The sequence below is a fragment of the Myceligenerans pegani genome (assembly GCF_014892515.1).
GTDB classification, from domain to species: Bacteria; Actinomycetota; Actinomycetes; order Actinomycetales; family Cellulomonadaceae; genus Myceligenerans; species Myceligenerans pegani.
Window position 1 is genome coordinate 21,640 of sequence record NZ_JADBGR010000018.1, and the last position, 25,783, is coordinate 47,422.

At 72.9% G+C, this 25,783-nt stretch carries 21 protein-coding genes; 14 read left to right on the forward strand and 7 right to left on the reverse strand.

From position 1 onward, the window contains the following. Nucleotides 1-161 precede the first annotated feature (161 nt). A complete protein-coding gene (groES, locus tag IIE03_RS01230; RefSeq protein ID WP_192860910.1) occupies nucleotides 162-458 on the forward strand; it encodes a co-chaperone GroES in 297 nt (98 codons plus the stop codon). A gap of 288 nt (nucleotides 459-746) precedes the next feature. On the opposite strand, the gene IIE03_RS01235 is transcribed toward groES, so the two are convergent. After that, the gene (locus tag IIE03_RS01235; RefSeq protein WP_192860911.1) at nucleotides 747-1,034 is read right to left on the reverse strand and encodes a WhiB family transcriptional regulator; all 288 of its coding nucleotides are present in this window, start codon (nucleotides 1,032-1,034) and stop codon (nucleotides 747-749) included. A 191-nt stretch (nucleotides 1,035-1,225) separates the two neighbouring features. On the opposite strand from IIE03_RS01235, the gene IIE03_RS01240 reads away from it, so the two are divergent. Next, on the forward strand, nucleotides 1,226-2,452 hold the full coding sequence (locus IIE03_RS01240; protein ID WP_192860912.1) for a MerR family transcriptional regulator: 1,227 nt from the start codon (nucleotides 1,226-1,228) through the stop codon (nucleotides 2,450-2,452). A 113-nt stretch (nucleotides 2,453-2,565) separates the two neighbouring features. Continuing rightward, entirely contained in the window at nucleotides 2,566-4,083 is a 1,518-nt protein-coding gene (gene guaB / locus IIE03_RS01245; protein WP_192860913.1) for an IMP dehydrogenase, read from the forward strand. Here guaB and IIE03_RS01250 read toward each other — a convergent pair whose 3' ends face one another. Together IIE03_RS01250 and IIE03_RS01255 are read right to left on the reverse strand one after the other, a co-directional pair. Further along, entirely contained in the window at nucleotides 4,084-4,551 is a 468-nt protein-coding gene (locus IIE03_RS01250) for a GNAT family acetyltransferase (RefSeq protein WP_192860914.1), read from the reverse strand. Nucleotides 4,552-4,570: 19 nt separating this feature from the next. Continuing rightward, nucleotides 4,571-5,293 carry an exonuclease domain-containing protein gene (locus IIE03_RS01255; RefSeq protein ID WP_192860915.1) on the reverse strand — a complete coding sequence of 241 codons (723 nt, stop codon included), beginning with the start codon at nucleotides 5,291-5,293 and terminating at the stop codon, nucleotides 4,571-4,573. Between the two features lie 242 nt (nucleotides 5,294-5,535). Here IIE03_RS01255 and IIE03_RS01260 point away from each other — a divergent pair, with 242 nt between their 5' ends. From IIE03_RS01260 to IIE03_RS01305, 10 genes are all read left to right on the forward strand, one after another. Further along, a complete protein-coding gene (locus IIE03_RS01260; RefSeq protein ID WP_192860916.1) occupies nucleotides 5,536-6,660 on the forward strand; it encodes a GuaB3 family IMP dehydrogenase-related protein in 1,125 nt (374 codons plus the stop codon). A 168-nt stretch (nucleotides 6,661-6,828) separates the two neighbouring features. After that, nucleotides 6,829-7,632: an ArsR/SmtB family transcription factor gene (locus IIE03_RS01265; RefSeq protein ID WP_192860917.1), complete on the forward strand. Its 804-nt coding sequence runs from the start codon at nucleotides 6,829-6,831 to the stop codon at nucleotides 7,630-7,632. Beyond that, a complete protein-coding gene (locus IIE03_RS01270; protein WP_192860918.1) occupies nucleotides 7,629-8,888 on the forward strand; it encodes an MFS transporter in 1,260 nt (419 codons plus the stop codon). Before IIE03_RS01265 ends, IIE03_RS01270 begins: the two co-directional genes overlap by 4 nt. Nucleotides 8,889-9,037: 149 nt before the next feature. Continuing rightward, a complete protein-coding gene (locus tag IIE03_RS01275) occupies nucleotides 9,038-10,660 on the forward strand; it encodes a succinic semialdehyde dehydrogenase (protein WP_192860919.1) in 1,623 nt (540 codons plus the stop codon). Nucleotides 10,661-10,853: 193 nt separating this feature from the next. Next, the gene (locus tag IIE03_RS01280) at nucleotides 10,854-11,987 is read left to right on the forward strand and encodes a hypothetical protein (protein ID WP_192860920.1); all 1,134 of its coding nucleotides are present in this window, start codon (nucleotides 10,854-10,856) and stop codon (nucleotides 11,985-11,987) included. Further along, nucleotides 11,974-13,059 (forward strand): hypothetical protein, encoded by a 1,086-nt coding sequence (locus IIE03_RS01285; protein WP_192860921.1) that lies wholly within the window; start codon nucleotides 11,974-11,976, stop codon nucleotides 13,057-13,059. Before IIE03_RS01280 ends, IIE03_RS01285 begins: the two co-directional genes overlap by 14 nt. Before the next feature lie 4 nt (nucleotides 13,060-13,063). After that, nucleotides 13,064-14,416 carry a sensor histidine kinase gene (locus tag IIE03_RS01290; protein WP_192860922.1) on the forward strand — a complete coding sequence of 451 codons (1,353 nt, stop codon included), beginning with the start codon at nucleotides 13,064-13,066 and terminating at the stop codon, nucleotides 14,414-14,416. Continuing rightward, entirely contained in the window at nucleotides 14,409-15,047 is a 639-nt protein-coding gene (locus IIE03_RS01295; RefSeq protein ID WP_192860923.1) for a response regulator, read from the forward strand. Before IIE03_RS01290 ends, IIE03_RS01295 begins: the two co-directional genes overlap by 8 nt. Before the next feature lie 26 nt (nucleotides 15,048-15,073). Next, nucleotides 15,074-16,291, forward strand: coding sequence for a DUF4031 domain-containing protein (locus IIE03_RS26980; RefSeq protein ID WP_408632818.1), 1,218 nt, complete (start codon nucleotides 15,074-15,076; stop codon nucleotides 16,289-16,291). Nucleotides 16,292-16,300: 9 nt separating this feature from the next. After that, on the forward strand, nucleotides 16,301-16,945 hold the full coding sequence (locus IIE03_RS01305) for a SanA/YdcF family protein (RefSeq protein WP_192860924.1): 645 nt from the start codon (nucleotides 16,301-16,303) through the stop codon (nucleotides 16,943-16,945). A gap of 151 nt (nucleotides 16,946-17,096) precedes the next feature. Here the strand turns inward: IIE03_RS01305 and IIE03_RS01310 are convergent, their stop codons facing one another. From IIE03_RS01310 to IIE03_RS01320, 3 genes are all read right to left on the reverse strand, one after another. Then, nucleotides 17,097-18,416, reverse strand: coding sequence for an acetate/propionate family kinase (locus tag IIE03_RS01310; RefSeq protein ID WP_192860925.1), 1,320 nt, complete (start codon nucleotides 18,414-18,416; stop codon nucleotides 17,097-17,099). A gap of 132 nt (nucleotides 18,417-18,548) precedes the next feature. Continuing rightward, nucleotides 18,549-20,663, reverse strand: coding sequence for a phosphate acetyltransferase (gene pta, locus IIE03_RS01315; RefSeq protein ID WP_192860926.1), 2,115 nt, complete (start codon nucleotides 20,661-20,663; stop codon nucleotides 18,549-18,551). A gap of 114 nt (nucleotides 20,664-20,777) precedes the next feature. Beyond that, nucleotides 20,778-23,339, reverse strand: a complete 2,562-nt coding sequence (locus IIE03_RS01320) for a phosphoketolase family protein (RefSeq protein ID WP_192860927.1) — start codon at nucleotides 23,337-23,339, stop codon at nucleotides 20,778-20,780. Nucleotides 23,340-23,646: 307 nt separating this feature from the next. Here IIE03_RS01320 and IIE03_RS01325 point away from each other — a divergent pair, with 307 nt between their 5' ends. Further along, nucleotides 23,647-24,552, forward strand: coding sequence for an SURF1 family protein (locus tag IIE03_RS01325; protein WP_318842729.1), 906 nt, complete (start codon nucleotides 23,647-23,649; stop codon nucleotides 24,550-24,552). A gap of 22 nt (nucleotides 24,553-24,574) precedes the next feature. Here the strand turns inward: IIE03_RS01325 and IIE03_RS01330 are convergent, their stop codons facing one another. Next, nucleotides 24,575-25,756 carry a MalY/PatB family protein gene (locus tag IIE03_RS01330; RefSeq protein WP_318842730.1) on the reverse strand — a complete coding sequence of 394 codons (1,182 nt, stop codon included), beginning with the start codon at nucleotides 25,754-25,756 and terminating at the stop codon, nucleotides 24,575-24,577. Nucleotides 25,757-25,783 lie beyond the last annotated feature (27 nt).

A 25,783-nucleotide genomic window follows, 5' to 3' on the forward strand; every position in this document is an offset into this window, starting at 1 on the left:
ATTTGGGGTGTCATCGCCGTACGGCCCACGGGCCGCCGCGGCGATGCCACGAGATGTTCCGTGCCCGCCGGCACCCGCGACGACGGCGGCCCGCCGAACGCTCGAGCAAACCCGTCAACGTAGCTGATCTTTGATCTGCTCGCAGAAAGAGGAGGTCCGACGTGTCGGTCCCCATCAAGCCGCTCGAGGACCGGATCGTCGTCAAGGCCCTCGAGGCCGAGACCACGACCGCTTCCGGCCTGGTCATCCCGGACACCGCCAAGGAGAAGCCCCAGGAGGGCGAGGTCCTGGCCGTGGGTCCGGGCCGCATCGCCGACAACGGCAACCGTGTGCCGGTCGATGTCGCCGTGGGCGACAAGGTCCTGTACTCCAAGTACGGCGGCACCGAGGTGAAGTACGCGGGTGAGGACTACCTGGTCCTCTCCTCCCGCGACATCCTCGCCGTGGTCGCGAGCTGACGCAGCCGCGCCACATCCGCATGGGCTCCGCACGCTCCGGCGTGCGGGGCCCATGCGATGCAGAGGCCGCGCCGGCGATGGTGTGCCGGCGCGGCCTCTGTCCCCTGTGGACCGGCCACCCCTGATGGTCGGTCACGAGTACATCCGGCCGGCGCGGTTCGTCCGGCCGTGAGCGGGGCGGCAGCCGTGACGGATCACAGCGGCAACCGTCTCGCTCGGCGCGCGCAGGAGGACGATGCGGCGGTGGGCCGTCTCCTGCGCGCTCGTGCAACGAATTGCGGAATCGGGTCAGGCTGAGTGAGTCTTGCCCGCGAGAATCGCGGATCGCTCGTCCTCACTCAGACCTCCCCACACTCCGTACGGCTCACGCACGCGCAACGATTGCTCGCGGCACTGCATCATCACCGGGCACGACCGGCAGATGGCCTTGGCTGCTTCGGCTCGACGTCGGCGCGTGGACCCGCGCTCCCCCTCCGGGTGGAAGAACAGCGTGTCGTCCGCGTCGCGGCATGCCCCCTGGTACTGCCACTCCCACAGCTCCATGACCGGGCCGGGGAGTCTCGAGATCTCCGTCATGGCGAACAACCTACAAGTTGTGCAGAAGTTGTTCAAGGGGCGTTTTTGCGCCAGCGCTACCGATTCGCTTCATGGCGAACCGCGCCACCTGTGACAAGGTTTGATCCGGATCGCCCTGAAACATGCGGAGATAAGCGGCACACCGGGCGGATCGGTGGCGAACGTTTGCGTGGGTCGGCAGAATCGGATTCATGACATCGACGCGGCCTGCCCAGAGTCAGGGCGGGCCCCGCCCGTCGAGCCCCGGGCTGGCCGTCGCGGCAGTGGCCAAACGCCTCGGGGTCGCGCCGGCGACCCTGCGTACCTGGGACCGTCGCTACGGGCTGGGCCCGTCGGGCCGCACGGCGGGCTCCCACCGCCGGTACACGCCCGATGACGTAGCAAGACTGCTGGTCATGCGGCGTCTCACGCTCGAGGGGCATGCGCCGGGCGATGCCGCCCGCGCCGCGATCGAGGCGAGCGACGAGGAGCTCGCCACGGTCCAGTCGGACGAGTCCGAGGAGTTCTCGCAGGGCGGCGGGATGTCGTCCGATCCGGCGGCGGAGGGCGAGAGCGACGGTGCGGGGGGCGATCCCGACGCGGAACTCGGGCCGGGCGCACCGGCCCCAGGAACCGGCGGGCCGACGTCGTCGGCGACGGGTCCCGCCTCGGACGGGCGCGGGCATCCCGAGCACGAGGGATCGCGCCGCGGCCACCTGCGTGCCCTGCCGGGAGGCGGAGGAACGCAGCGGGAGCCCGGCAGGCCTCGCACGGTCGGCGGTACGTCATGGTCGAGCCGCGTGTCGGCGCTGGTGGACGCCGCGATCAAGTACAGCCGGACCGCGTGCGACGCGCTGTTGCGCCTCAGCCCCGAGGACGATCCGTCGGTGTGGTGGACGGAGCTCGTCGAGCCGGCGTTCGACCAGGTCGCGGTGCGAACCGTGCTCGCGGGGCCGGGCGAGGTGCCGGAGATGGTGCTCGCGGCGGCCGCGCTGGCCAGCCTCCGGGCCTACACGGAGGAGTTCGAGCGGGAGGTCGTCGAGGCGGGCGGGCCGCCCGCGAACCACCCGAGCCGGATGCGCAAGATCGTGCTGGTGTTCGCCGCCCCGGACGAGCTGGTGCCCCTCCCGGCGCACGCCCTGGCAGCGTCGCTCGCGGCGAAGGGGACGATGGCGCGGATCGTCACCGGTCCGGCCAGCACGCACCGGTCCGTGGAGCTGGTCACCATGGTGCGGCCGGCCGCCGTCGTCCTCGCGACCACGCAGACCCGGCCGGCGCTCGACGTCGTGCACGCGGTGCACGAGGCGTACCCGGATCTGCCGCTCCTCGTCGGGATGCGCGCGGACGCCGCGGCGGGCGACGTCCCGCTCGGGCCCACGGTGCAGCGGGTCCGGTCGTTCAACGGCCTGCTCCACGAGGTGCTCGCCGTCCTCAGGTGAGAACGATGGGGCGCGCGGCCCGGCGGGGCGCAGAGCGGCCGGGTGACGGAGGCGACGTGCCCCGGATCACCGGCCGCGGAATATCGCGGGTGCCCGCCACGTAGACTCGTGACATGGAGCCCACCGCACCCCAAGCGCACGACCCGTTCGGTTTCCTCGGCCTCACGTACGACGATGTGTTGCTGCTTCCCGGCTATTCCGACCTGGCCCCGTCGGACATCGACACCACCTCCCGCCTGACGCGGGAGATCTCCCTCCGCGTGCCGCTGGTGTCGGCGGCGATGGACACCGTCACCGAGTCGCGCATGGCGATCGCGATGGCCCGCCAGGGCGGCATCGGGGTGCTGCATCGCAACCTGTCCATCGAGGATCAGGCGCTCCAGGTGGACATGGTGAAGCGGACGCAGACGGGCATCATCTCGAATCCGGTCACGATCGGGCCGGACGCGACCCTCGAGGAGCTCGACCAGCTCGCGGGCGAGTACCGGATCTCGGGCTTCCCCGTGGTCGACGCCGGAAACCGGCTCATCGGCATCGTCACCAACCGTGACCTGCGGTTCACGCCGGTCGCCGAGTGGGCCAGCACCAAGGTGAACGAGGTCATGACCTCCAGCGGCCTGGTCACCGGGCCGGACGGGATCACCCGCGAGGACGCCACGGCGCTGCTGCGGCAGAACAAGGTGGAGCGGCTGCCGCTCGTCGACGGCGACGGCCGGCTCACCGGACTCATCACCGTGAAGGACTTCGTGAAGTCGGAGCAGTTCCCGCACGCGTCCAAGGACGGCCAGGGCCGGCTGCTGGTGGGCGCGGCGATCGGGTACTTCGGCGACGCCTGGACCCGAGCGACCACCCTGATCGAGGCGGGCGTCGACGTGCTCGTGGCGGATACGGCGCACGGCAACGTCCGGATGCTGCTGGAGATGGTGAAGCGGCTCAAGACCGACCCGGCGACCCGGGACGTGCAGGTGATCGGCGGGAACGTCGCCACGCGGGAGGGCGCGCAGTCGTTCGTGGAGGCCGGGGCCGACGCCGTGAAGGTGGGTGTGGGGCCGGGCTCGATCTGCACCACTCGCGTCGTCACGGGCGTGGGCGTGCCGCAGGTGACCGCGGTGTACGAGGCGTCCCTGGCGGCGCGCGAGGCGGGCGTGCCCGTCATCGCCGACGGCGGGATGCGGCACTCCGGCGAGATCGGCAAGGCCATCGTGGCGGGTGCCGAGGCCGTGATGCTCGGCTCGATGCTGGCCGGCACCGAGGAGGCGCCGGGGGAGACCATCCTGGTCAACGGCAAGCAGTTCAAGTCGTACCGCGGCATGGGGTCGATGGGTGCGATGTCGTCCCGCGGGAAGAAGTCCTACTCGAAGGACCGGTACTTCCAGGCCGAGGTGACCAGCGACGACATGATCGTGCCCGAGGGCGTCGAGGGGCGGGTGCCGTACAAGGGCACGCTCGCCACGGTCGCGCACCAGCTCGTGGGCGGGCTGCACCAGACGATGTTCTACACCGGCGCGCGGACCGTGCCGGAGCTGCAGGCCAAGGGCCGCTTCGTGCGGATCACCTCCGCGTCGCTGCACGAGAGCCACCCGCACGACATCCAGATGACGGTCGAGGCACCGAACTACACCGGTCGCTGATCAGAACCAGCGGCCGAGGACCGTGGTCTCCTGGTCGGTGTAGCCGAGCCTCTCGTAGAAGTCGACGACGGCGGAGTTCGTGGCGCGCACCATGAGCTGGACCTTGCGCGCGCCGGTGGCGCGGAGCCAGTTCTCGCCGGCGGCCACGGCGGCCCGGCCGAGACCGTCGCCCTGCCGGTCCGGTGCCACCGCGACGTAGTACAGCCACCCGCGGTGCCCGTCGAACCCGGCCATGACGGAGGCGACCACCCGCCCGGGAGCGCCGTCGGCCGCGTTGCCGCGGGGCGCACCACCGTCGTCCCGGAACACCAGGACCGTCGACGTCGGGCCGCTCCGGGCGTCGGCGATGTCGAGGTGCGGGTCGTTCCACGGCCGGGTCAGGCCGCAGGCATGCCACAGCGCGACGACGCCCTCGACGTCGTCGTCCGTGATCTCGGTGAACTCGGCCACCACATCGGTCTGGCTCATGCGCCGGATCGTACGCGGCTCAGCCTGCGGCCTGGACCGGCCAGACGCGGGACGCGCCCGGACCCTCCATGCCCTGTTCGGCGCGCCACAGGTTGAACCCGTCCGCCCAGGCGGCGTGGGCTCCGGCCTGGGACTGGTGCAGGTCGACGAGATGTGTCTCGTCGAGCTCGGGGTAGCGGGCCACCAGGGCTGCCAGGAGATCGAGCGTGGCCAGGACATCCACCTCGGCGGTGTGCAGCTCGCCGTCGGACGTGATGCCGTACACCTCCGACAGGTCGCCGAGCCGGCGCTTGCCGGGGCGGAAGCGATCCTTCCAGCGGTCGATGACGAGCGGGTCGATCACCGGACCCACGGAGTGGCCGAGCCGGGCGGGCAGCGTGGGCAGGCCGTGCCGGACGAGCTCGTGGTCGAGCAGGGAGAGGTCGAACGCGGCGTTGTACGCGACCACCGGCACGCCCTGGGCGAGGTGCCGGGCGAGTTCGGCAGCGACCTCCTCCAGCGCCTCGGCGGGTGGCTGGCCGTGTTCCCGCGCGTGCTGGGTGGTGATGCCGTGGATCGCCGTGGCCTCCTCGGGGATCTCCACGCCCGGATCGACGAGCCACGTGCGCACGTCCGTGCTCACTCCGGGCACACGATGCACGAGGGCGGCGGTGACGACGCGGTCACCGGTCACGTCGACGCCGGTGGTCTCGGTGTCGAAGCCGAGCAGCGGCCGGCGGATCCAGCCGGGTCCGATGTCCATGGTGGGCTCCCTCCACTCGTGCGGCCTCCGGGTTCACCACGAACCATGCCACTGGTGACTGACACTGCCGGCGAGCGACGCGCGCGTTCCGCCGAGCCGGGCGCGAGGACAGCCGGCCGGGAGGCCGCACGTCGCACTCGCACGTCGCACTCGCATATCGCACTCGCATATCGCACTCGCGCGGCCGCACCACATGACGGTCGGGACCACGCCGGGCGGGTCACGTTGAGTAGGCTGCCGGGGTGAGCAACGAGACCGAGATCGGACGCGGCAAGCGAGGGCGGCGCGCGTTCTCCTTCGACGACATCGCCGTGGTGCCCTCCCGTCGTACGCGTGACCCCGAGGACGTGTCGGTCGGCTGGCAGATCGACGCCTACCACTTCGACCTGCCGATCGTCGCCGCCCCGATGGACTCGGTGATGAGCCCGGCCTCGGCGGTCGCACTGGGTGAGCACGGCGGGCTCGGCGTGCTCGATCTCGAGGGTCTCTGGACGCGCTACGAGAGGCCCGAGGCACTCCTGGAGGAGATCGCGACGCTCCCGGCGGAGCGCGCCACCGCACGCATGCAGGAGATCTACGCCGAGCCGATCAAGCCGGACCTCATCACCGAGCGCCTGCACGAGGTCCGGCGCGCGGGCGTGACCGTGGCGGGCGCGCTGTCGCCGCAGCGCACGCAGGAGTTCTACAAGACGGTGGTCGACGCCGGCGTCGACCTGTTCATCATCCGCGGCACCACCGTGTCGGCCGAGCACGTGTCGGGGAACGCGGAGCCGCTCAACCTCAAGCGGTTCATCTACGAGCTGGACGTGCCCGTCGTCGTCGGTGGCGCCTCGACCTACACCGCGGCCCTGCACCTCATGCGCACCGGCGCGGCCGGCGTGCTGGTCGGCTTCGGCGGCGGCGCGGCCCACACCACCCGCGTCTCGCTCGGGATCCACGCGCCCATGGCCACCGCCGTGGCCGACGTCGCCGCCGCGCGCCGCGACTACCTCGACGAGTCCGGGGGCCGGTACGTGCACGTCATCGCCGACGGCGGCGTGGGCCACTCCGGCGACATCGTCAAGGCCGTCGCCTGCGGGGCCGACGCCGTCATGCTGGGCGCGGCGCTCGCCCGGTCCAGCGACGCGCCGGGCCGCGGGTGGCACTGGGGGCCGGAGGCGCACCACGCCCAGCTGCCTCGTGGCGAGCGGGTCGAGGTCGGGACCGTGGGGACGCTGGAGGAGATCCTCTTCGGCCCGGGCCGCCGGGCCGACGGCACGCTGAACCTGGTCGGCGCCCTGCGGCGGGCGATGGCGACCACCGGCTACAGCGATCTCAAGGAGTTCCAGCGGGTCGAGGTCGTCGTCTCGCCGTACCAGCCGCGCTGATCGAGGCCCGGCCGCACGCCGGGCGAAAGGGGGCGCACCTTCGAGGGTGCGCCCCTTCGGCGTGTCCGGAGCCCACCCGGGATAGGTGCGGTCCGACATCCCGCCAAGGTGCACAGAACTTGTGCACGGCTATTGTGCACGTGATGTGTGCACAGTTATTGTGCATGCATGGCAGACAGCGAATCCCCCGCCGGCGAGTCCGCCCCTGTTCCCGCGGAGCCCACGCACCTCCACCTGACCGCAGAAGCGGTCAAGGTGCTCGCGCACCCGCTGCGTTCCCGGATGCTGACCGCGCTGCGGCGGGGCGGTCCCGCCACGGCGACGGACCTGGCCGGGCAACTGCGCTCCAACACGGGCGCGACGAGCTACCACCTGCGCCGCCTCGAGGCGGTGGGCCTGGTCGAGGACACCGGCGAGGGCGCGGGCAAGCGGCGCCTGTGGCGCGCCTCGACCCGGAGCCACGGCTGGACCAGGTCGGAGCTCGCCGACGACGAGGACGCCGCCACCGCGATCGGCTGGCTCGTGCGCGATTACCACCGGCTGTTCGACGCCGAGTACGGCCACTGGCTCGACGTCTCCGACGCCTGGCCGCGCGAGTGGCAGGACGCCGCGGGGATGGGCGACGCCTCGGTCGAGGTCACGCCGGAGCGGCTGGTGCGGCTGAACGAGGAGCTCCAGGAGGTCTTGCGGCGCTACCGCGACGCCGACGCCGGCGATTCCCGCGCGCGGCGCGTCCACCTGTGGATGTTCACCTATCCGATGGAGGCCGACGACGTCCCGGACCTCGGCGACGACGTCCACGACGACGCCACTCCCGCCACCAAGGGCGACGGCTCTGCACTCGACGACCGAACCGGCGCCGAGGTCACCCGCGACGACGCGATCACCCGCGACGACGCGATCACCCGCGACGACGACGCCACCCGCGACGACGACCGCACCCCGCGCCCCGATCGCGAGGACCCCGCATGACCCCCGCCGCGGCCCGGCGCGTCCTGCTCAGCCTCGGGATCACGCGCTGGTTCCCGGTCGGGCTCGTCGTGGGTGTCACGACACTGCTCCCGATCGAGCGCGGGCTCAGCGTGGCCGACACGCTGACCGTCGTCGCCCTCACGGGTCTCGTCGTCTTCGCGCTCGAGCTGCCGACCAGCGGCTTCGCCGACGCCTTCGGCCGGCGCCCGGTCTACCTCGCCGCGGCGGCGGCCCAGATCGTCGCGGCGATCCTGTTCGTGACGGCACAGACGTTCTGGGGTTTCGTCGTCGCTGCCGCCGCCTTCGGGGTGTTCCGCGCGCTCGACTCGGGGCCCCTCGAGGCCTGGTACGTCGACACCGTGCACCGCACCCGGCCCGGTGCCGACGTCGACCGGACCCTCTCCGCCGCGGGCACCGTGCTCGGCGGATCCATCGCCGCCGGGGCGCTCGTGGGCGGCGCCCTGATCTGGTGGCACCCCGTGGTCGCGTGGAACGCGCTGACGCTGCCGTACGTCGTCTACGCCGCGCTGGCCTGCGTGCACCTGGTGGCGGCCGCGGTCCTGATGAAGGAGCCTCGCCCCGCCGCCGCGGCTCCGGGGAGTCCTGGCGCGAAGGCGTCGCTCGCCGTCGTCGTCGACGGGGCCCGCGAGGCTCCGCGGGTCGTCCGCGACGGACTGCGCCTGCTGGGTACCAACCGCGTCCTGCTGGGCCTGGTGCTGGTCGAGGTGTTCTGGTCCTTCGCGATGATCGTGTTCGAGACGTTCCAGCCGATCCGGCTCGCCGAACTGCTCGGGAGCGAGGAGGCCGCGGGCGCGGTGAACGGCCCGGTCACCGCCGTGGGCTGGGCGGTCTTCGCGTGCGGCTCGGCGCTGGCGGGCCTCGCGTCCGGGCGGCTGGGTGTGGCGCGCACCGCCATCCTCTCGCGGGGGCTCAACGGCGCGGGGGCGGTGGTGATGGGCCTCGTGGCGGGCCCAGCGGCGCTCGTCGTCGCCTATCTGGCCACGTACGGGCTGCACGGCAGTGCCGGACCGATGCACGCCGCCCTCCTGCACCGCGAGGCCGAGGCGCGAAACCGCGCCACCGTGCTCTCCATGAACTCGATGGTCGCGTTCGGCGCGTTCTCGCTCGGGGCGATCCTGCTGGGGCGGCTCGCGGACGTGACGTCGAACCAGACGGCGATGGTGGTCGGCGGCGCGGTGAGCGTGCTGGGGGCCCTCTGCTACCTGCCGGCGCTCCGGCGGGAGAAACGGTTCTGAACCACTTCGCACACCGCGCCATCCGAGGAAAGTTTCTGCCGATGAACAGGGCGTTCGTGGAACCGATGGACGAAAGGGTGAATTTTTGACACGAGTTTTCATCGCTCCGCCCCTGTGTGCTGGCTCGTTTTACGCGTAGGGTGGCCCGCATGATCGACGAGACACCGGGTGAAGCTGCTGTCGGATCAGTCTTCGACCCCGAGAGTCCCGAGTCCACGTACGTGCTCGAACCGGAGCTCGTCGCGCCGCTCGTCGCGCGCGTCGCCTCATCGCAGGGAGCCGGGACACACCGGTCGACCTGCCCGTTCACCGGCGGGCCGCTCGCGACGATCCCCGTGTCGTCGCCCGCCGACGTCGCCGCCGCCGTCGAGCGCGGACGGCTCGCCCAGCGCGCCTGGGAGCGGACCGGCCTCGCGGACCGTAGCCGCGTGCTCGACAACCTTGCTCGAATCGTTCTCGTGCGCCAGTCCGAGGTCCTCGACCTGATCCAGCTCGAGACCGGCAAGGCGCGACGGTCCGCGTTCGAGGAGGTCGGCGACGTCGCGCAGGTCGCCCGCCACTACGCCGTGAAGGCCCGGCGCTACCTGGCCACGGACCGGCCCGCGGGCATGATCCCGCTCGTCACGGGCGTGCGCGTGCAGCGGCGCCCGGTCGGCGTGGTCGGGGCGATCACGCCGTGGAACTATCCGCTCACCCTGGTGCTCTCCGAGGCGTTGCCGGCGCTGGTGGCGGGGAACGCCGTCGTCGTCAAGCCCGATCCGCAGACCACGCTGACCGCCCTGTGGGCCGCCGAGGTGCTCGAGGAGGCGGGGCTGCCCGCCGGGCTGTTCCAGATCGTGGCGGGCGGCCGCGAGACCGGCGAGGAACTGGTCGACCGCGCGGACCACGTCGCGTTCACCGGCTCCACCGCGGTCGGGCGCAAGGTCGCCGCCCGCGCCGGCGAGCGACTCGTCGGCGCCACCCTGGAGCTCGGCGGCAAGAACGCCATCTACATCGCGGACGACGTCGACGTCACCGCCGCACTGCCCGGCGTCGTCCGCGCCTGCTTCGCGAGCACCGGCCAGCTGTGCCTCTCCGCGGAGCGGATCGTGGTGCACGAGGCCGTGGCGGACGAGTTCGTCGCGAAGCTCGTGCGCGACGTGCGGAACCTGCGGCTCGGCGCGGGCCTCGACTACACGGTCGACGTCGGGTCGCTCACCTCCGACGCGCAGCTCGCCAAGGTCACCGAGCACGTCGACGACGCCCTCGCCCGCGGCGCCGTCGTCCTGGCCGGCGGCGTGCACCGCTCCGACCTCGGCCCCTACTTCTACGCGCCCACCGTGCTCGACGACGTGCCGTCGGACGCGCTCGTCGCGCGGGAGGAGACGTTCGGCCCCGTCGTCTCCGTGACCCGGGTCCGGTCCGACGACGAGGCCGTCGCCGTGATGAACGACTCGGAGTACGGCCTGCACATGTCCGTCTGGTCCGGCGACACCGCACGCGCGCGGAAGGTCGCGGACCAGATCGAGGCCGGATCCGTCTCGATCAACGACGGATACATGCTGACCTGGGGCTCCGTCGGCGCTCCGACCGGCGGCTGGAAGGCCTCCGGGCTCGGCAGGCGGCACGGCAGGTCGTCCGTCGAGGCCATGACGCAGACCCGGACGATCGTGACCGCCCGGGGCGCGGGCCGCGGCCTCGGCATCGAGGCCGTGCTCGCGCTCGAGGGCGCGGCGCCGAGCCGCATCCTCAGCGCCGCGCTGGAAGGAATGCGCAAGCTCCGGATCCCCTGACAGGCCCTGGCCGGGCCTGTCGGGACGGCCGACACGGACGGCACGCACTCGCCGGCGACGGCAGTCGTGGTGATCCGGCGGTCGCGGCGCGAAGCTCCCCCGGGCGTCGTCGGCCGGTCCCCCGATCGGGGGAGGGTCTCCCGGCCGTGAGCGGAGAGCGTGAGGGCGTACACCTTCCAGACGGAGGAACGTCATGTCACGCACCGAAATCTCCACGGGGCCGCTCGAACGCACCGCACCGCCCGACCGTGTCCTGCTCACCGCCACCGTGCTCAGCGGCATCGCCGCCGTCATCGGCGGCGGATGGCTCGCCGGGATACTCCCCGGCTTCTACACGGAGACCGGGCACGCACTGTTCGCCGACGGCGCAGGCGCTGCGGCCGCGACCGTCCTGCACACCGTCACCGCACTGCTCGGCGTCGCGGCCGGCATCGCCGGACTCGCGGGTGCGCTCAAGGGCCGCTCGCTCGTCGTGACGGGCGCGGTGCAGACCGCAGTGTTCGGCCTGGTCATGGGCAGCATGGGGAGCCTCTCCCTCGTCGGCTACCTGCTGGCGTTCGCCATGCCCGTCGTCATCGTCGTGCTCGTCGCACAGGTGATCCGCAAGTATCCGCGACTCCGATGGTTCGTCGGGGGCCCGGCGCTGGTCGCCGTCGTCATCGCGCTGGTCCTCGCCGGACCGGCGATCATCGACGCCCTGGTCAAGACCGCCGGCGCGATGGCCGCCGACGCGGCCTCCATCGGCGTCATGCTGCTGCTCCTCGCGACCGCCACGGTGTGGGCTGCGGCCGCTGTCCGCGCCCTGCCGTCGGACGGCTCCGGACGGGCCACGGCATGGGTGCTCCGGCACCGCAGGGCGATCACCGTCGTCGCGGCGACCGGCCCGCTCCCGTATGCGCTGGTACGTCTTACCTGGCTCACACCGTGGCCGGCCATCGCCCCGGAGGGAATCGACATGGAAGGACGCATCTGGGGTCTGCTCCTGTCGAGCGGAGCCTGGCTCGGGTTCGCGCTGACCCTCGGGCTGATCCTGCCGTGGGGCGAGGTCTTCCCACGCTGGGTCCCCGGCCTCGCCGGCAGACCGGTGCCGATCGCGGCCGCCGCCGTACCCGGCGGATTCGTGGCGGCGACCCTGGTCTTCACGGCCGTCCCGATGCTGGTCACGTTCGGGGAACAAGGTCTGCTCCCGCTCCTGCTGGGTGCGATCACGATCCCCTGCTGGTACTGGGGGCCAGCCCTGGGGCTCGCGGTGTGGGGCTACGTGGCGCACCGGCGGGTCCAGGCGGCCACCCCAGCCGGATCGGAGGCGCACCATGCTGCGCACTGACCCCGCCGTCGCTGCGCCCGACCGCGTGCTGGTCGCCGCCACCGCTCTGAGCGGCATCGCGACGCTCCTCGGTGGGGGCTTCCTCACCGGGCTGGTGCCGAACTTCTACGTCGGCGGCGACTACTCGCCGCTCGCCGACCTCATCGGTTCTCGTCCGACCACCGTGCTGCACACCCTCTTCGCCCTGCTCGGCACCGCCGCCGGGATCGTCGGACTCGCCGGACGGCTGAATCGCGCCGCCATTGTGACGGCGGGCGTATTGCAGGCCGCGGTGTTCGGGATCGTGATGGGCAGCCTGGGCACCCTCTCCGCCGTGGGCTACCTGGTGGCCTTCTGCATGCCCGTGGTCGTCGTCGGGCTGCTCGTCCAGGTCATCCGGCGCCAGCCACGCCTGCGATGGACCGTCGGCGTGCCGGCGCTCGGCGTCGTCGCCGCCGCGCTGATCCTCGCGGGCGCGGGCCTTCCCGACGCCGTCCGGACAGCGGGCAGCGGGGTGGCCGGAAAAGCGTGGCAGCTCGGCATGGTGCTCCTGCTCCTCGTCACCGCGGCGGTCTGGGCGGCCGTCGCCGTCCGGGCCGCCGCGGCCGGGGGCGGCCTCGACCGTGCCACCGCCTGGGTGCTGCGCCACCGCACGGCGATCACCGTCGTCGCCGCGACCGGACCGCTCCCGTACGCGCTGATCCGGCTCACCTGGCTCACTCCATGGCCCGCCGGCGTGGACGAGGGCGTGCCCATGACCATTCGCGTGTGGGGGCTCCTGCTCTCCAGCGGCGCCTGGGCGGGGGTCTTCCTCACCCTCGGTCTGATCCGGCCGTGGGGTGAGATCTTTCCGCGTTGGGTCCCGGGCCTGGCAGGACGGGTCGTTCCGATCGCCGCGGTCGCCGTGCCCGGCGGGCTGGTCGCGGCGACCGTGACGTTCAGCGCGGTGCCGATCTTGTCCGGCTTCATGGGTGAGGGGCTCGTGGACAGCCTGCTCGGCGCACTGATGATCCCGTGCTGGTACTGGGGGCCCGCGCTGGCGCTCGCGGTGTGGGGCTACGTGGCGCACCGGCAGGCCCAGGCGCGAGGATGACACCGTGATCCGGATCTTCGTGCGGCGGTTCGCCTGGACGATGGTCGGGGCCGCCATCGGACTGGCCGCGGTGCTGGTCGTGTACTTCGGCCTGCGGGCCGTCCTGGACGCGACGATCGCGGGGCCGGACGGGGCCGCGGTGCCCGACCTGCTCGTCGCCGGGGTGAGCGTGGCCGCCGCCCTCGCGCTCGGACTGGTGCCGGGCGCGCGTGAGCTCGAGGTCACCGCCGCCCGGAGCCTTCTGCGGGCCGACGCCGAACTCGTGGTCCCCGACCGGGAGACGTGGGCGCACCGCGCGCGTTCCGGGGGCTGGATCGCGTTCCACCTACTGGCCGGACTGGTGGTCGGATTCTGCCTGTTCGCGCTGGTCCCAGCCGCTGTCGTGGTCGGGACCGAGGCGGCTCTGGGGCGCTCGGTCGGATCGACGGTCCCCGTGGTCGAAGGGGCGGGCCCCCGGACCGCCGTCGTCGCCGGCTGCGTGATCGGCGGGGGCGTCGTGCTCACCGCGGCCTGGCCGGTCGGCGCGCTGGCCGAGCGCCTGGTCGGTAGATTCCTCGGGCCGACGGCGGCCGACCGGCTCGAGGTCGCGCTCGCGCGGCAGCAGCGAGAAGCCGAGCACACGCTTCTCGCCAGGGAGCTGCACGACGGCATCGGCCACGCCCTGACCATCGTCTCCGTCCAGGCAGCGGCAGGCCGCCGGGTCGCGAACGCGCGGCCCGAACGGGCCGCCGCCGCACTCGCCGCGATCGAGGAGGTGTCGCGGGGTGCACTGGTGGAGCTGGACGCGCTCCTGGGCATGCTCCGCGACGACAGGCCGCCCACGCCCGCCGGGGGCCTGGCCGACGTCGTCGAGCAGCACCGGCGCTCCGGGCTCGACGTCGTCGACGCCGTGGACCTGCCTTCCCGCCTTCCGCCCCTGCTGCACCGTACGGTGGTCCGCATCGTGGCCGAAGGGCTGACGAACGCGCACCGGCACGGCGCACCCGGTCCGGTGCGCGTCACCGTCGCGCACACCGACGAGGAGGTGATCGTGCAGGTGAGCAATGCTGTGACGGCTGGTGCGGGCATGTCGGACAGCCGCGGCGGACGCGGGCTGGCCGGTATCCGGGAGCGCGCGTCGCTGTTCGGGGGGAGCGCCGAGTTCGGCGTCGCCGGACAGGAAGCCGGAGCGCCCGCGGTAACCGGGGACGACGCCGGCCGCTGGGTGCTCGACGTCCGCCTGCCACGCATCACGGCACCGCCGCCCGCCGGCGCCCGGGCGACGGGCAGCCGCGACGGGCGGTCCGCGGCCGCCGATGAGGCACGCGGGCCCGACGGGTGGTCCCGGCCGTCGGACGGGGAGGGAGCCGATGACTGAGGCGGTGCGCGTGCTGCTGGCCGACGACGAGCCGCTCGTGCGGGGCGGGATGCGGCTCATCCTGGACGCCGAGCCGGACCTGGAGGTCGTCGGCGAGGCGGGCGACGGGGCGGAGGCGGTCTCGCTCACCCGGGACCTGCGGCCGGGCGTGGTCTGCATGGACGTGCGGATGCCCGGCGTGGACGGGATCCGGGCGACGGAGCTGGTGCTGCGCCTGCCCGAGCCGCCCCGGGTGCTCGTGGTGACCACCTTCGAGCACGACGACTACGTGCTGGACGCGCTGCAGGCAGGGGCGTCGGGCTTCCTCCTCAAGCGCGCGGGCGCCGACGAGATGGTCCAGGCGGTGCGCACCGTGGCCGTCGGGCAGAGCCTGCTGTTCCCGGACGCCGTCCGGCGCCTGGTCCGGGCGCGGCCCCGCGCGTCCGGCGCCGCCGCGAGCCTGACGGCGCGCGAGCGCGAGGTGCTCACGCTGGTCGCCGACGGCATGACGAACGCGGAGATCGCGCGGTCGCTGGTGGTGGGCGTGGAGACCGTGCGCACGCATGTCTCGTCGGCGCTGTCGAAGCTCGGCGCCCGGGACCGGACCCAGGCGGTGGTCCGCGCCTACCAGGCGGGGCTGATCGAGTTGTAGGGGCGCGACCGCATAGGGTCGGGTGGGTGACCGTTCTGATCGATCCGCCCGCCTGGCCGGCGCACGGGACCGTGTTCTCGCATCTGGTGTCCGACACGTCTCTCGTCGAGCTGCGGGACTTCGCCCGCGGCGCCGGCGTCCCGGACCGCGCGTTCGACCTGGACCACTACGACGTCCCGGCCGCCCGGTACGACACCTTGGTCGCGGCCGGCGCGCTACCCGTGGAGGGCAGCGAGCTGGCCCGCCGCCTGGCGGCCTCCGGCCTGCGGATCCCGGGCGGCGAGCGCGCGGGCAGCAAGCGGGAGGCACTGCTCGCCCGCTGGGACGGCTTGTCGCCGACGACGGCGTCCCGGGCGAGCACATCCGATCGGCAATCTCATGAGAGATCGGCAGAGCAATCTGCCGATCGTTCACCGGACGACCGGCCGCGCGCGCTCGACGACCGACCGCACCCGCAGGGCGATCGGCCGCGCATGCTCGACGGGTGGCATGCCGTCGGGGAGCAGCTCTGCGGGCGCTGGCGCGAGCCGCATCGGACGTATCACACGGTGTTCCACCTGGCGTCCGCCCTCGACGCGCTCGACCTGCTGCTCGCCGATGCCGAGGCCGCGGGTGAGCCGGTCCCCGGCGACGGCGCCTGGCGCGCCCGCGTCGCCCTCTGGTTCCACGACGCCGTGCACGACGGCGCCACACCCGCCGACGAGGAGGCCTCGGCGGCCCTGGTCCACGACCTCCTGGGCCCGCTCGCCACGCCCGAACACCGAGAGGCACCGGAACACCGAGAGGCACCCGGACATCAAGAGGCGACCGGATACCGAGAGGCGACCGAGGCGGAGCCACCACCGGCCGACGTGCCGCCCTGGGGTGCCGAGGTAGCGGATGCCGGGGGCCGCCCGCTCCGGCCGCACGACGTGGAGGAGATCGCCCGGCTCGTCCTGGTGACCGCCGATCATGCTCCCGAACCCGGGGACCTGGCCGGATGCCTGGTGAGCGACGCCGATCTCGCGATCCTCGGCGCGTCCCCCGCCGCCTACGCCCGCTACACCCAGCAGGTTCGTGCCGAGTACGCCCACGTGCCCAACGGCCTCTTCCGCCGGGGGAGGGCCCAGGTGCTCGAGGCCCTTCTCGGCAACGGCGACCTCTTCCGCACCACCTGGGGTCAGGTTCGCTGGCAGCTGCCGGCGGAATCCAACCTCGCCGCGGAGCTGCGGGACCTTCGGGCAGCGGCCGGGTCCAGCGGGTAGGTTGCCATCGTGGCCATCCCCGTGAATCCCCGCCTCAGACGCCTGCGCAGGTTGTTCGACGTCGTCGCGATCGCCGTCGGGGTCGTCACGCTGCCGATCGCGCTGCCCGTGTTCTGGGTCCAGGCCGTGGGCCACTCACGCGTGGTCCCGGCGTCCGACGTGCCCGAGGTGGATGCCGTCGTCGTGCTCGGCGCCGGGCTGCGGGATGACGGGACGCCGTCGACCTACCTGCGCCGCCGCGTCGAGGCCGGGGCCGCGCTGTACCGGTCCGGGCGCGCCGAGCAGGTCATCCTCTCCGGCGACGCACACACCCTGCCCGACGGGAAACTCTACGACGAGCCCGGTTCGATGCGCGCCTACGCCCTCACGCTCGGCGTGCCCGACGAGGTCCTCGTCCTGGACCGCGAGGGATTCGACACGGACGCCACGTGCCGCCGCGCCCGCGACGAGTACGGCGTGCGGACCGCCGTTGTCGTCACCCAGGACTTCCATCTCCGCAGAACCCTGTTCACCTGCGGATACGCCGGTCTGGACGCGGTCGGGGTCGGGGTGAGCAGCCAGAGCGTCACGCCGGTCAAGGCGTTCTTCGCCTGGAAACTCCGCGAGATCCCGGCGAGCTGGAAGGCCGCGGCGGAATCGTTCCTGCGCCGCTGAGGGCGCCGGTCGGCATGAGGATACCGGCACGGGCACGAGCTTGCCGCGCATCGCCCGAGAACGATGGCCGCAACCTCATGGTTGCACCGCTGGCCTCATGGCGGGCGGGCCGCCGGCTGTGGGCCCCGGGATGGAGCTTGAGCGGGGGACACTAGCCGACCAGGGCGATCGTCTGGCGGGCGATGGCCAGCTCCTCGTTGGTGGGGACGACCATGACGAGCGGGGTTCCGGCGGGTCCGGCGGGTGCGGGTGTCGTGCCCGGCACTGCAGCGGGCAGGGCGGCCGCGGCCGCACCACCGGATCGGCGGTCCGCGGCTGTTGCGTCGGCGTCGCGGAACGGGCCCGGCGAGATCACGCGCGCGCCCCGCGACCGGGCCTCGTTCAGCGCCGCGTCCACCGCCAGACCGAGGAATCCGAGCCCTTCCACCACGCCCGCGCGAACCACCGCCGCGTTCTCGCCCACGCCCGCCGTGAACGCCAGCACGTCGATGCCGCCCAGCACCGCCGCGTAGGCGCCCACGTACTTGCGCAGCCGGTGCAGGTACACGTCCAGGGCCAGCCGGGCGCCGTCGTCCCCGGAACGGACGAGCCGGGTCAGCTCGCGCATGTCGTTGACCCCGCTGAGCCCGAGGAGCCCAGAGCGCTTGTTGAGCAGCGTGTCGACGTCGTCCACGGACAGTCCGCCCGAGCGCACCAGGTGGAAGACGACCCCCGGGTCGACGTCGCCGGACCGTGTCCCCATGACGAGGCCCTCCAGCGGCGTCAGTCCCATCGACGTCTCCACGGCGCGTCCGCCGGCGACCGCCGACGCCGACGCACCGTTGCCCAGGTGCAGCACCACCTGGCGCAGCGTGTCCGGCCCGCGCCCCTCGGCGCTCAGCTTCGCCGCCACGGCCGGGTGCGAGGCCACGGCCGACGACACGAACTGGTGCGACGTCCCGTGGAAGCCGTACCGCCGCACGCCGTGCTCGGCGGCCGTTCTCGCGTCGATCGCGTAGGTGGCGGCCGCGGGCGGCAGGTCGGCGAAGAACGCGGTGTCGAACACCGCCACGTGCGGCACGTCGAGCAGCTCGCGCGCCACCTCGATCCCGGTCACGTTGGCCGGGTTGTGCAGCGGCGCCAGCGGGACGAGAGCGCGGACCGCGGCCACGACGTCGTCGTCCACCACCACGGGCGCCGAGAACGACGTTCCGCCGTGCACGACGCGGTGCCCGACGGCGACGATCCCCGCCTCCCGCAACGACGGTCCGGCCTCCGCGAACAGGCCGAGGACCAGCCGCAGCGCGGCCCCGTGGTCCGCCACGGGCTGCTCGCGGACCATCTCCTCGCCGCGCGTCTCGTGCGCGACCCGGCCCGACTCCTCGCCGATGCGCTCGACCATGCCTCCGGCGAGCGCCTCCCCCGAACCCGGGTCGACGAGCTGGTACTTGAGCGACGACGAACCGGAGTTGAGGACGAGGACTGTGGACATGCGGGAAGGCCTCCTGGGTCGGATGGTCGGGTCGGGCCAGGCGGGTCGGGTCGGGCTCGTGCCGAGGCGCTCCTGGTGATGCTCGGCGTGAGATCGCTCCGAGGGCCAGAGGCCTGGCGCATACCCGTGCTGCTACGTGGCGGGGGCGGTCTGCGCCTGGATGGCGGTGATCGCGACCGTGTTCACGATGTCCTGCACGAGCGCGCCGCGGGACAGGTCGTTGACCGGCTTGTTCAGGCCCTGGAGCACGGGACCGACGGCGACCGCGCCCGCCGAGCGCTGCACGGCCTTGTACGTGTTGTTGCCGGTGTTGAGGTCGGGGAAGACGAAGACGGTGGCCCGCCCGGCGACGTCCGACCCGGGCAGCTTGGACGCGGCGACCGAGGCGTCGACGGCGGCGTCGTACTGGATGGGGCCCTCGACGACGAGATCGGGCGCGCGGAGCCGCACGGCCTCGGTCGCGGCACGCACCTTGTCGACGTCGGCCCCCGAACCGGAGGTGCCGGTGGAGTAGGAGAGCATCGCGATCCGCGGTTCGACGCCGAACTGCGCGGCGGTCGCGGCCGACGAGACCGCGATGTCGGCCAGCTCGTCCGACGTCGGATCCGGGATGACGGCGCAGTCCCCGTAGACCAGGACCCGGTCGGTGAGGCACATGAAGAACACCGAGGAGACCGACGACGTGTCCGGCCGGGTCTTGATGATCTCGAACGACGGCCGGATCGTGTGCGCGGTGGAATGGGCGGCACCGGAGACCATGCCGTCGGCGAGGCCGAGGTGCACCATGAGCGTGCCGAAGTAGGAGACGTCGGTGACGATCTCCCGGGCGCGCTCGGTGGTCATGCCCTTGTGGGCGCGCAGCCGGGCGTACACCCGCGCGAACCGCTCCACGATCTCGGCGCTCTCGGGGGTGACGCCCGACGGCGACAGCACGCGGGCGGCGTCCAGGTTCAGGCCGAGCTCGGCGGCGCGGCCACGGATCGCCGTCTCGTCCCCGAGGATCGTCAGGTCCGCGATCCCGCGCGCGAGCACGGTGGACGCGGCGCGCAGGATGCGGTCGTCGTCGCCCTCGGGCAGGACGACGTGCCGGCGCTGGGACCGCGCCCGCTCGATGAGCTGATGCTCGAACATGAGCGGGGTGACGACGTCGGGCCGGGGCAGGTCGAGCCGCTCGGCGAGACGTTCGCCGTCGACGCACCGCTCGAACAGCGCGCGGGCGACGTCGATCTTGCGCTGCGAGTCGCGGGTGACGCGCCCGCGCACCTGGGAGGCCTCGCGCGCGGCGTGGTACGTGCCCAGGTCGGTGCGGATGATCGGAACCCTGGGCCGCAGGGCCTCCAGCAGCTCACGGGCCCGGCCCTCGGGGAAGAACCCGCCGTTGAGCACGATCCCGGCCAGCGACGGGAACGACGGCGCCGCGTGCGCGGCCAGGAGGCCGGTGAGCACGTCCGTGCGGTCACCCGGGGTGATGACGACGGCGCCGTCGGCGAGGTGCGACAGCAGGTGCTCGAAGCTCATCGCCCCGACGAGGACCTCCAGCGCCTCGCGGCCGAGCAGCTCCGGGTCGCCGAGCACCAGCTCGCCGTCGACGGCCTCCAGGAGCTGGCCCACCGTGGGCGCCGACAGGAACGGCTCCTCGGGGATGGTCCACACGGGCAGGTCCGGGTGCGCCGCCGACACGGCCTTGCGCACGTCGACCGCGTTCAGCGTGTCGCACCGGTTCACCACCAGGCCGACGGCGTGCGCGTAGTACGCCGCGAGCTCGGCGAGCGCGGCGTCGGTGAGCGTGACCACCTCGTCGGGCGTGCGCTCGCGGCCGGAGGTGACGAGAAGCACGGGCGCGCCGAGGTTCGCGGCGATCTTCGCGTTGAACGCGAGCTCGTTCACCCCCGCGACGTCCGTGTAGTCCGTGCCGAGCACGACGACGGCGTCGCACCGCTGAGCCATGGCGTGGAACCGGGAGACGATCCGGGCCATGGCGTCGTCGGGGTCGAGGTGCAGGTCGGCGTAGGTGACGCCGACGGCGTCCTCGTAGGGGACGTCGACGCCGTCGTGCTCGAGCAGCATCTCCAGCACGTAGTCACGTTCCGGCTCGGCGTCCGAGCCGGTGACCCGGGAGACGGGCCGGTAGACGCCGACGCGCTGGCCCTGGCGCACCAGCAGGTCGAGGACGCCCAGCGCCACCGTGGACTTGCCGCTCTCACCCTCCGGTGACGCGATGACGATGCTGCGGGTCGCGCCGGTCACGTGCTGCTCCTCAAGTGCTGTCTCGGATCACCTGGCTCCAAACCTAGCGGCCGACGGTGACACGAGCGGCCCGCCGCGGTGTGACATCGGGTGACATCCGTGTGAGATCGACGGCTACTCGTTGTCGCCTCCCGTGTCGGACGCGGGCGGGACCTCGGCCGCCGCCCGCCCGGCGCCCGGCCAGACCCAGTCCCGGACATCCGGGATGTCCTCGCCGTGTTCCCGGGTCCAGACGCGGGCCCGCAGGCGCGCGTCCTGCATCCGCTGGCGCAGGCCCGCCTGCGACGTGCCGAGCGACGGCACCCGGTCGATGACGTCGATCACCAGGTGGTACCGGTCCAGGTCGTTGAGCATCACCATGTCGAACGGCGTCGTCGTCGTGCCCTCCTCCTTGTAACCGCGCACGTGCAGGTTCCCGTGCCCGGTGCGGCGGTAGGTGAGGCGGTGGATCAGCCAGGGATAGCCGTGATAGGCGAAGATGATCGGCCGGTCCGGCGTGAACAACCCGTCGAACTCCGCGTGGGTGAGGCCGTGCGGGTGCTCCGCCGAGTCCTGCAGCCGCATCAGGTCCACGACGTTGATCACCCGCACCTTGAGCTCCGGCAGCTCCTCGCGCAGGATGTCGGCGGCCGCCATCACCTCCAGCGTGGGGATGTCGCCGGCGGCGGCCAGGACGACGTCGGGCCTTGTGCCCGGCACCTCCGTCCCGGCCCACTCCCAGATCCCCAGGCCGCGCGTGCAGTGCTCGATCGCCTGGTCCATCGGCAGCCAGCTCGGGGCCGGCTGCTTGCCCGCCACCACGACGTTGATGTACTGCCGCCCGCGGAGGCAGTGGTCGTAGGTGGACAGGAGGGTGTTGGCGTCCGGCGGCAGGTAGACGCGCACGATCTCCGCCTTCTTGTTCATCATGTGGTCGATGAAGCCCGGATCCTGGTGGCTGAACCCGTTGTGGTCCTGCCGCCAGACATGGCTCGACAGCAGGTAGTTGAGGGAGGCGATGGGGCGCCGCCACGGGATGTGGTTGGTCACCTTGAGCCACTTGGCGTGCTGGTTGACCATCGAGTCGACGATGTGGATGAAGGCCTCGTAGCTGGTGAACAGGCCGTGCCGCCCGGTCAGCAGGTAGCCCTCCAGCCAGCCCTGGCACTGGTGCTCGCTGAGCATCTCCATGACCCGGCCGGCGCGCGCCAGGTGCTCGTCCACGTCGGGGCCGTAGAACTCGGCGCCCCACTGCTTGTCCGTGACCTCGTACACCGCCTGCAGCCGGTTCGACGCCACCTCGTCCGGGCCGAAGACCCGGAAGTTGTCGGGGTTGCGCCGGACCACCTCGGTGAGCCACCGGCCCAGCACCCGCGTCGCCTCCGCCGTCGACCTGCCCGGCGCGGGCACGTCCACCGCGAACTCCCGGAAGTCCGGCAGCCGCAGGTCGCGCAGCAGCAGGCCGCCGTTGGCGTACGGCGTGGCGCTCATGCGCAGTTCTCCGGGGGGAGCCAGACCCGTGATCTCCGCCCGCACCGCGCCGTCGTCGTCGAACAGCTCCTCCGGGCGGTACGACCGCAGCCACTGCTCCAGCACCCGCAGGTGCTCGTCCGTGTCGCGGGCGCTCGCGAGCGGGACCTGGTGCGCGCGCCAGGAGCCGGTCGTCTTCTTCCCGTCGATCTCGGCCGGCCCCGTCCAGCCCTTCGGGGTGCGGAAGACGATCATCGGCCAGGCCGGGCGGGTGACATCGCCGTCGGCGGCGCGTGCCTTGATCGCGGCGATGTCGTCCAGCACCTCGTCCAGCAGCGCCGCGAAGCGCCGGTGGGTCACCAGCGGCGGCTCGTCCGAGTCGTCCGGCACCTCGAAGAAGTACGGCTTGTGACCGTATCCCGTCAGCAGCGCGCCCAGCTCCGCCTGCTCGATGCGGGCCAGCACCGTCGGGTTCGCGATCTTGTAGCCGTTCAGGTGCAGGATCGGGAGGACGACGCCGTCGTCGACCGGGTTCAGGAACTTGTTCGAGTGCCACGAGGTGGCCAGCGGGCCGGTCTCGGCCTCGCCGTCGCCCACCACGGCCGCCACGAGCAGATCGGGGTTGTCGAAGACCGCGCCGTACGCGTGGCTCAGCGCGTAGCCGAGCTCACCGCCTTCGTGGATCGAGCCGGGCGTCTCCGGCGCGACGTGACTCGGGATGCCGCCGGGGAAGCTGAACTGCCGGAACAGCCGCTTCACCCCCTCGGCGTCCTGTGTGACGTCCGAGTAGGTCTCCGAGTACGTGCCGTCCAGGTAGGCCGACGCGACCAGCCCCGGACCGCCGTGGCCCGGACCCGTGAGATACAGCGTGGGCTGGCGCCGGGCGTCGATCGCGCGGTTCAGGTGCGCGTACAGGAAGGTCAGGCCCGGTGTGGTGCCCCAGTGGCCCAGCAGGCGGGGCTTGATGTGGTCGCGGGTGAGGGGCTCGCGCAGCAGCGGGTTGCCCAGCAGGTAGATCTGGCCCACCGAGAGGTAGTTCGCTGCGCGCCACCAGGCGTCCAGGCGTGCGAGTTCCTCGTCGCCCGGGCGGACCACGCCGGTGGCGGTCCAGGGCGTGGCCCCCGGGACGGGTGAGGTGGACGACGGCGCGGCGTCCCCGGGCGGGGCGGTCTCCGTGCCCGACGGCGAGGCGGTCTCGGGGGACGTGGTGGGAGGGACGGACGTCATCACACGCTCCTTGCTTCCGCTGGAGGTCCTGACTTCACGGGTGCGGCCGGAGCCGCGGCGGCCTGGGCCGCGTCTCTCATTCGACCGCAGGACGTCACGGCTCGCCAGGGGGAACGGCGGGGGATCGAGGCCCCGAGGACTCTTGACATTCGTGCTGAACCGGGCGAGTAGAGCGGGGGCGCCCGGGGGCGGGCGCCGCCGTCGGGGATGCCGCTGCCGGGTGCCGTGACGCCGCGCCAGGGCCCGCGCGGTCGGCGTCACGGACCGGGATTCCGGGGTTGTCAGCGAGTACGGGTAGCGTGAGGGCGTGAGTTTCTGGGCGGTGGCGCGGCAGCCGCGCATGATCGCGCTGCTGCTGGTGTTCCTCCTGGCCGCCGGCGGCTGCGGCTGGCTGGGCAAGTGGCAGCTCGATCGTGCCTTCGAGCGGGCCGAGCTCGCGGCCGAGCAGGAGGCGCGCGAGCTGGCCGCGGCCGGCCCGGCAGGGCTGGGCGAGGTGCTGGAGCCGCAGGCGGCGTTCCCCGGGGAGCTGGTCGGCCGGCAGGTCGAGGTGACCGGGGAGTTCGAGGCGGACCGCCAGGTGCTGGTCGCCGGCCGGGTCGGGAGCTCCGGCGAGGTGGGCTACCTGGTGCTGGCCCCGCTCCGGGTGTCCGACGACGGCACCGGGGGCGAGTCCTGGGCCGAGCTGTCCGGCGCGCCGGTGCTCGCCGTCGTCCGCGGCTGGGTGGAGGATCCTGCGGCGGTGGACGATCCGCCGTCGGGCAGCGTGACCCTGACGGGCTGGCTGCAGGCCGGGGAGGCCGCGAGCGAGGCGGCGGCCGTCGAGGCGGCGGCCGTCGCGGCGGGGGAGGCCGGTGGCTCGGCGGAGCCGGGCGCCGGATCGGAGGCAACCGGTGACGACGGCAGCGCCTGGCCGGTGGTGCACGGTATCGCGCTCAGCGCGCTGGTGCAGGAGTGGGGCGGGCCGATCTACTCGGGGTACGTCGTCGACGCCGAGACCGAGGGATCCGCGCTGGAACAGCTGCCGCGGCCCGTGATCGAGGGCGGCACCGGCGTCAACCTGCAGAACGCGTTCTACGCCCTGCAGTGGTGGGTGTTCGGCGGCTTCGCGGTGGCGCTGTGGATCAGGCTCGTCCGCGACGAGATGGCGGGCGGCAGGCGCGGTGGCCGCGCGACGGACCCGGACACGGGGATCGCGGGGCTCCCGGCGGCGTGAGGCGGGGGAGCGGCGGAGCGCCTCAGCCGTGCGCGACCGCTGCGCCCATCCTGGCCAGGGCCTCACGGAGGATGGGGCGGGGGGTCGCGATGTTGACGCGGACGAAGCCCCGGCCCGCCTCGCCGCAGAGGCCGCCGTCGGTCAGCGTGACACCGGCGCGGTCGCGGAAGAACGCCGCCGGGGAGGTCGCGCCGCCGAGGTCCAGCTTGCGGCAGTCCAGCCAGGACAGATAGGTGCCCTCCAGCGGGGTGACGGTCACGTCCGGCAGGTGCTCGGCGACGTCGTCGACCAGCGTGCGGAAGTTGCCGCGGAGATAGGCGACGGTGTCGTCCAGCCAGTCGCGGGAGTCGTCGTAGGCGGCCGCGGCCGCGACCACGCCGAGCGTTGCCGCCTGCATCTCGGCGTGGAGGCCCACCTCGTTCCAGATCTTGACGTCCGCGTCGTTCGACAGCACGAGCTGGGCGCACTTCATGCCCGGCAGGTTCCACGCCTTCGACGCCGAGGTGGCCGTGACGGTGTGCCCGGCCGCCGTCGCGGAGAGAGAGGCGTAGGGGACGTGGCGGTGCGGCGCGAAGGTCAGCGGCGCGTGGATCTCGTCGGAGAAGACCCGGCCGTCGTGGCGGTCCACGACCTCGGCGACGGCGTGCATCTCCTCCGGCGTGAGGACGCGGCCGATCGGGTTGTGCGGGTTGCACAGCACCAGGAGGTGACCGCCGGCGGCGAACGCGGCGTCGAGCGCGTCGAGGTCGTAGGTGTGGCGCGGGCCGCCGGGGTCGTCCGTCGCGGCCATCGGGATCTGGATGATGTCCCGGCCGAGCGTGCCCGGCAGGGTGAGGAACGGCATGTAGGCGGGCGTGGGCAGGATGATAGGCGAGCCCGGGCGCGAGTAGTGGGTGATGACGGCCTCGAGCGCGGTGAGCACGTCCGACACGGGGCGGACGCGGGCCGGAGCCACCGTCCAGCCGTAGCGGTCGGCGGCGAACCGGGCGTACGCCTCGGACATCTCGGTGACCAGCGCCTTCGGCAGATACCCGAAGGCCGCGCGATCGACGGCGTCGTGCAGGGCCTGCGTGACCTCGGGCGAGGTGCCGAAGTCCATCTCGGCCACCCACGCCCCGATCGTGCCGGGGAAGGCGGTCCACTTCATGCCGCCGGCGTCGCGCAGCTGGTCGGCGGTGATGGTGTCGAAAGGGTGCGTGGCCACGTGGGCATTCAATCAAAGCGGGCCAGG

Coding starts and splice junctions, on each gene's coding strand:
- IIE03_RS01235 (WP_192860911.1), bottom strand. CDS start 1,034: ATGACGGAGATCTCGAGACTCCCCGGCCCGGTCATGGAGCTGTGGGAG.
- IIE03_RS01240 (WP_192860912.1), top strand. CDS start 1,226: ATGACATCGACGCGGCCTGCCCAGAGTCAGGGCGGGCCCCGCCCGTCG.
- guaB (WP_192860913.1), top strand. CDS start 2,566: ATGGAGCCCACCGCACCCCAAGCGCACGACCCGTTCGGTTTCCTCGGC.
- IIE03_RS01250 (WP_192860914.1), bottom strand. CDS start 4,551: ATGAGCCAGACCGATGTGGTGGCCGAGTTCACCGAGATCACGGACGAC.
- IIE03_RS01255 (WP_192860915.1), bottom strand. CDS start 5,293: ATGGACATCGGACCCGGCTGGATCCGCCGGCCGCTGCTCGGCTTCGAC.
- IIE03_RS01265 (WP_192860917.1), top strand. CDS start 6,829: ATGGCAGACAGCGAATCCCCCGCCGGCGAGTCCGCCCCTGTTCCCGCG.
- IIE03_RS01270 (WP_192860918.1), top strand. CDS start 7,629: ATGACCCCCGCCGCGGCCCGGCGCGTCCTGCTCAGCCTCGGGATCACG.
- IIE03_RS01275 (WP_192860919.1), top strand. CDS start 9,038: ATGATCGACGAGACACCGGGTGAAGCTGCTGTCGGATCAGTCTTCGAC.
- IIE03_RS01280 (WP_192860920.1), top strand. CDS start 10,854: ATGTCACGCACCGAAATCTCCACGGGGCCGCTCGAACGCACCGCACCG.
- IIE03_RS01285 (WP_192860921.1), top strand. CDS start 11,974: ATGCTGCGCACTGACCCCGCCGTCGCTGCGCCCGACCGCGTGCTGGTC.
- IIE03_RS01295 (WP_192860923.1), top strand. CDS start 14,409: ATGACTGAGGCGGTGCGCGTGCTGCTGGCCGACGACGAGCCGCTCGTG.
- IIE03_RS01310 (WP_192860925.1), bottom strand. CDS start 18,416: ATGTCCACAGTCCTCGTCCTCAACTCCGGTTCGTCGTCGCTCAAGTAC.
- IIE03_RS01320 (WP_192860927.1), bottom strand. CDS start 23,339: ATGACGTCCGTCCCTCCCACCACGTCCCCCGAGACCGCCTCGCCGTCG.